A 5,459-nucleotide genomic window follows, 5' to 3' on the forward strand; every position below is an offset into this window, starting at 1 on the left:
GGATCGGGGAACCTGGGGTGCCAACCCCACAACTTAATGAACGAAGGGGCTCGGCCGCTTTTGCGCGGGAACGGCGTTGCGGTTCCCGCGCAAAAGCGACTCGAGCGCGAGCGTATACATGAATCAGTGTTTCCCTAGCGCGGACCGGAATCCTCACGCTCGAGCATTTCCGGAACGGGTGCCACGCGCTCGATATCTGGTTCGGGGAAATCGCTCGGGGCCAGGACCCCCAGCAACCTGGGGCCTTCGTGCGCGGGCTCAAAGACCGCCAGTTCGGCCTCCTGAATCTCCAGATCCACCGCGTGGCGCAGGTTCAGGTCGTGCCCCACCACGACGATGTTGGAGGCGGGGTCCGCCGGCGGCGTCTGGAGATGACGTCGCAGACCATCGATCAGATGGGCGCGGCGCTCCTCGTCCTGCACCCAGGGGAGATTGAACAGGTCATAGCGGATTTCGTAATCCTCGAAGGCCAGCGAGGCGGTCTCCCAGTTGCGGCAGAACGGGCTGGTCAGCACCTGTTCCACCGGGATATCCAGCGCCCGAAAGCCATCGCCGACCCGTCGCGCATGGTTGCGGCCGAGGGTGCTGAGGTTGCGCTGTCCCGCACAGTCATCCATGTCGCTGAGGTCGTAGTCATCGCGCACGCGGTCGGTCTCCGCATGGCGCCAGAACACGACCAGCCCGCCACCCTGAAGGCGCTCGATCAATTGTTCCGCGGTCAGCGCCTCGGCCCCAAGCCCTGCCGGCATGAGGCCAAGGAGCAGCGCCCCCACTACCCCACACGTTCGCCCCGGCATCGTCTCTACTCCCCGCTCGTCTACCTACTGCGTAGACGAAAAATGCCGAGGACGCCGGCTTGCGATGGATCAGAAGTCGTCGGGTGTCAGTACGCCCAGCAGTCGCGAGCGCTCGTCTCCGGGCTCAAAGACGGCCATCTCGCCCTCGTCGATCCTTACCCGGGCCGCCCGCTGCAGATTGATGTTGTGCCCCACGATCACCACGTTCTGGCTGGCATCCTCGGGGGGCGTGTTCAGGTAACGCTGCAAGGCTCGAACCAGCTCTTCCTGCCGCTCGCGCCCGCGCACCGGCGGGACGTTGAACAGGTCGTCGCGGATCTCGTAGGAGTCCTCGCCAAAGGCGATGCGGGCCGTATCCACGTTGCGGCAGAACGCCGAACTCAGGATGGACTCCACGGGGATCGCATGGCGCTCGAAGCCCTCGCCTACCTTGCGCGCCTCTTCCTTCCCTTCATCATTCAGGTTGCGCTGCAGATCGCAGCGGGACATGTCCGACAGGTCGCGATCACGCTGGCTGCGGTCGGTCGCCGCATGACGCCAGTAGATCACCAGCCCGCCCTCCTGCATGCGCTCGATCAGGGCCTCCGTGGACAGTTCCGCCTTGGCGTGACCCAGTAACGAGATGAGCAGGACTGAAGCCACAACGACCAGCATGCGCCACATACTTTTTTCCTCTTGTGTTTCGGCGTGCCAACGCCAGGATGTGACCCCCTCTCTACGAAGGGGTTCGCGGCCCGGCAGCGTTGACGCCCCCCTACCCCGGCCCTAGTATGCCGTTCTCCCCAGCCCGGAATCCCGCTCCCGCATGACCTACTGTGTCGCCATCGATCTGGACGACGGCCTCGTGTTCGCCTCGGACTCGCGCACCAATGCGGGCGTCGACCAGGTCAGCACCTACAGCAAGATGCACACCTTCGAGGTCGAGGGGCAGCGCATGTTCGTTGTGCTGACCGCCGGGAACCTGGCCACCACCCAGGCGGTGGTGCACCGGCTCAAGCGCGACATGGAGGACAACGCCGAGGAGAGCCTGGCGACCGTGGAACGCCTGCCGGATGCCGCCGAGTACCTGGGGCGCCTGAATCGCGAGGAGACCGAGAAGCATTCCGAGGCCCTGTCCCGGTCCGGCATGCAGGCCGAGGCAACGATGATCATCGGGGGCCAGATCGCAGGGGATGCCCCGGGCATCTACCTGATCTACCCCCAGGGCAACTACATCACCACCTCGCAGCAGACGCGGTTCCTGCAGATCGGCGAGAGCAAGTACGGCAAACCGATCCTTGATCGCATCATCGAGCACGACACCGCGCTGGGCGATGCGGCCCGCTGTGCGCTGGTCTCGATCGACTCCACCATCCGCTCCAACCTGACCGTCGGGCCCCCGATCGAGGTACTGGTCTACGAACGCGGCACCATCGCCTTCGACCACTATCTGTGCATGGAGGCCGACGACGAATACCTGCGTTCCCTGACACAGGCCTGGGACACGAACATCAAGCGCGCCTTTACCGACCTGCCCCGCTTCGACTGGGAAGGCACCCACGGGCGCAAGCAGCGGGGCACACGGGTCAGTCGGGGCTCCAGCAAATCCGGCGGCAAGGCCGCCTCGACCAAGGCGAGCACCAGCAAGGCCAAGAAGCCCCGCCGCTAACCACGACGCTGGTAGGAGCCGGCTTGCCGGCGAAGCCCCTGCCGAACACTGGCAGGGGCATTCGCTTGCAAGCAAGCCCCCACAGGCGCGGGTTACGCGGCTTGTGCGGGGGCAGCCAGGAACCAGGTCTCGGCGTTGGCGCCGTGGATATCCGCGATGTCCTGCTGGAGCCGGTCGACAAAGTCGTGCAGACCGTCTTCGGCCAGCAGTTCGTCCACGCTGGCGTTCATCGCGTGGCGCCGGGCCTGGATCACCAGCCGCAGCGGGACTTCGTTGTTCGGCAGGCTCTCCAGCGCGTCCTGCACCTGGGTCAGGGCATGTGTCACCGACCGCGGGAACGCCTTGTCCTGCAGCAGGAAACGCACCACGTCCACACCGTTGATCCGCCGCTTCACGTGCTGGCGGTACATCTGAAAGCCGCTCTCGGAGCGCAGTATGCTGGTCCACAGCAGGCCCTCGTAGGGCTCCGGGTCGTCGTTGTTCTTCTTCAGGAGCTTCAGCGCACCCACATCCACCTGGCGCGTGCCCATATCCGCGCGCTCCAGATTCCGCCCGAGACGGATGAAGTCATAGGCTGCATCGTGGCTCATCGTCCCCGCCAGCAGGCCGGTCAGGGTCTGACAGCGCTGGATGATGCTCGACAGGAATTCAAAGCGTCCGCGCTTGCCAATGCCCTGGTCGATCTCGTCACGGGCGAACAGGTAGAGCTCGTTCATCACCTCCCAGGCCTCGGATGGCACCAGATCGCGGGTGGTACGCACGTTCTCGCGCGCCGCACGCAGGGAGTTGAGCACCGAGCTGGGGTTGTCGGCGTCGGCCAGCAGGAACTTCACGCAGTTGCGCTCGTCCTCGCGCTGGTAGTGGTTGTCGAACAGCTCGTCGTTCCCGGTCACCTCGACCAGGCCCTTCCACGAGAGCTGGACCAACTTCGGCATGTCCAGCGCCAGCAGATGGAAGGCCGTAACCATGCGCGCGGTGTTCTCCGCCCGCTCCACGTAGCGTGCCATCCAGTACACGCGTTCCGCGACTCTCGAGAGCATCTCAGTTCTCCTCGTCCACGATCCAGGTGTCCTTGCTGCCCCCGCCCTGCGAGGAATTCACCACCAGCGAGCCCTTGCGCATCGCCACGCGGGTCAGCCCGCCCGCGGTCACGTCCGTGCGCACGCCCTGCAGGATGAAGGGGCGCAGGTCCAGGTGGCGCGGTTCGATATCGTCGCCACACAGCGTCGGGGCGACGGACAGGTCCAGGGTCGGCTGTGCGATGTAGTTGCGCGGGTCCTTCTGGATCAGCTGGGCAAACTCCGCGCGCTGCTTCTTGGTCGCGTGCGGGCCGACCAACATCCCGTAGCCCCCGGACTCGTTGGCCGGCTTCACCACCAGCTCGTCCAGGTGATCGAGCACGTACTCGCGGTCCTTGTCGTTCACGCACAGGTAGGTCGGCACGTTGGGCAGGACCGGCTCCTCGTCGAGGTAGTAGCGAATCACCTCGGGCACGTAGGCATACATCACCTTGTCGTCGGCGACCCCGGCCCCGGGGGCATTGGCGAGCCCGACATTGCCCTTACGCCAGGCCCGCATCAGGCCGGGCACGCCCAGCATCGAGTCCGGATTGAACACCTCCGGGTCGAGGAACTCGTCGTCGATCCGACGATAGATCACGTCCACCCGCTCCAGACCATCGATGGTGCGCATGTACACGCAGTCGTCATCACCGACCACCAGGTCCGCGCCTTCGACCAGCTCGGCCCCCATGCGCTGGGCCAGGAACGAGTGCTCGAAATAGGCCGAGTTGTAGATGCCCGGCGTCAGCACCGCGATCTCCGGATAGTCCTGCGGGCGCGGCGAGATCGAGGCCAGCATGTCGAACAGCTGGGTCGGGTACTCGTCCACCGGCAGGATGCTGGAGCTCTCGAACAGCTCCGGGAACACCCGCTTGGTCACCTGCCGGTTTTCCAGCATGTAGGAGACGCCGGACGGCACGCGCAGGTTGTCCTCCAGCACGTAGAAGTCGCCCTTGCCGTCGCGCACCAGGTCGGTCCCGCAGATATGCGCCCATACGCCGTGCGGCGGCGTGATCCCGACGCACTGCTCGCGGAAGTTCTTCGACTGCTTCAGCACGTAGCGCGGGATGATCTTGTCCTTGAAGATCTGCTGCTTGTTGTAGATGTCGTTGATGAACATGTTGAGCGCGGTCAGGCGCTGTTCGAGCCCCCTGGTCACGCGCTCCCACTCGGTTTTGGTGATTACCCTCGGGATGATGTCGAACGGCCAGGCGCGATCGATGTTCTCGCCCTCGGTGTACACCGTGAAGCTGATCCCCATTTCCAGGATCGCGCTGTCGGCCGCCGCCTTGCGGCTCTGGATCTCGGTGTCGTCGAGGCTGCTGAGGTAGTCGGTCAGGGGTTTGGCCGGCTTGCGCGGCTTGCCGGGCTTGGCAATCAGTTCGTCATAGAAGGGCTTGGGGTCGTACTGCTTCCAGTCAAACGCCATACGTCGGGTCCTCTGACGCGGGGAACGGTTTGTTCTACAGTACCGCCCTTTGCGGCACCCCGGCCCCTTACAAGAAGCGGGGCCCGTACGCTCTTCGTCCGCCCGACTCCGCAAGAGGTTCCCATGAGCGACACCCTCGAACGACGCCTGATCGCGCTTTATGAACACCCGAAGATCCAGGGATGCAACTGGCAGCCACGCCTGTTCTGGTACCCGGCCGCCGATGGCGGACCCTATGGCGAGCTGCGCGTGGACGGCCGGGAGCTGGAGGTGTTTCTCGCCACCATCCTGGGCGAGGAGTCGACCGAACGCGCCGGTCTGGACATCGACCAGGACGGGCGCGGGAGCTTCATCGCCGCCAATGCGCGGCGCCACGAACTCCCCCTCTTCACCCGGCGTTAGGGGTGATGGGATTCGCGTTGCTCATCCCATCCTTGTGTCTTGCGGTTCACGGATCGCTACCATGGACCGCACCGGACTCGGGGTAACCCGATCGCATCCTGAGGTCACGAACCTGTGCCGTA

General features: G+C 64.9%; 6 protein-coding genes. 2 read left to right on the plus strand and 4 right to left on the minus strand.

The window, feature by feature from the left end; all coding sequences use genetic code 11:
• Window positions 1–134: 134 nt before the first annotated feature.
• Window positions 135–797 carry a histidine phosphatase family protein gene (locus G372_RS0100185; protein ID WP_038070600.1) on the minus strand — a complete coding sequence of 221 codons (663 nt, stop codon included), beginning with the start codon at window positions 795–797 and terminating at the stop codon, window positions 135–137.
• Window positions 798–866: 69 nt separating this feature from the next.
• Window positions 867–1,451 (minus strand): histidine phosphatase family protein, encoded by a 585-nt coding sequence (locus tag G372_RS0100190; protein WP_425274013.1) that lies wholly within the window; start codon window positions 1,449–1,451, stop codon window positions 867–869.
• 151 nt (window positions 1,452–1,602) lie between these two features.
• Here G372_RS0100190 and G372_RS0100195 point away from each other — a divergent pair, with 151 nt between their 5' ends.
• Window positions 1,603–2,445: a proteasome-type protease gene (locus G372_RS0100195; protein WP_019624528.1), complete on the plus strand. Its 843-nt coding sequence runs from the start codon at window positions 1,603–1,605 to the stop codon at window positions 2,443–2,445.
• Window positions 2,446–2,537: 92 nt separating this feature from the next.
• Here G372_RS0100195 and G372_RS0100200 read toward each other — a convergent pair whose 3' ends face one another.
• Together G372_RS0100200 and G372_RS0100205 are read right to left on the minus strand one after the other, a co-directional pair.
• Complete coding sequence (locus tag G372_RS0100200) at window positions 2,538–3,485, minus strand: alpha-E domain-containing protein (RefSeq protein WP_019624529.1); 948 nt, start codon at window positions 3,483–3,485, stop codon at window positions 2,538–2,540.
• A gap of 1 nt (window position 3,486) precedes the next feature.
• Window positions 3,487–4,935 carry a circularly permuted type 2 ATP-grasp protein gene (locus tag G372_RS0100205; RefSeq protein WP_019624530.1) on the minus strand — a complete coding sequence of 483 codons (1,449 nt, stop codon included), beginning with the start codon at window positions 4,933–4,935 and terminating at the stop codon, window positions 3,487–3,489.
• A 123-nt stretch (window positions 4,936–5,058) separates the two neighbouring features.
• Between G372_RS0100205 and G372_RS0100210 the strand changes: the two genes are divergently transcribed.
• Window positions 5,059–5,337 carry a hypothetical protein gene (locus tag G372_RS0100210; RefSeq protein WP_018865214.1) on the plus strand — a complete coding sequence of 93 codons (279 nt, stop codon included), beginning with the start codon at window positions 5,059–5,061 and terminating at the stop codon, window positions 5,335–5,337.
• The last annotated feature ends 122 nt before the right edge of the window (window positions 5,338–5,459 follow it).

The sequence above is a fragment of the Thioalkalivibrio thiocyanoxidans ARh2 genome (genome assembly GCF_000385215.1).
Lineage (GTDB): Bacteria > Pseudomonadota > Gammaproteobacteria > Ectothiorhodospirales > Ectothiorhodospiraceae > Thioalkalivibrio > Thioalkalivibrio thiocyanoxidans.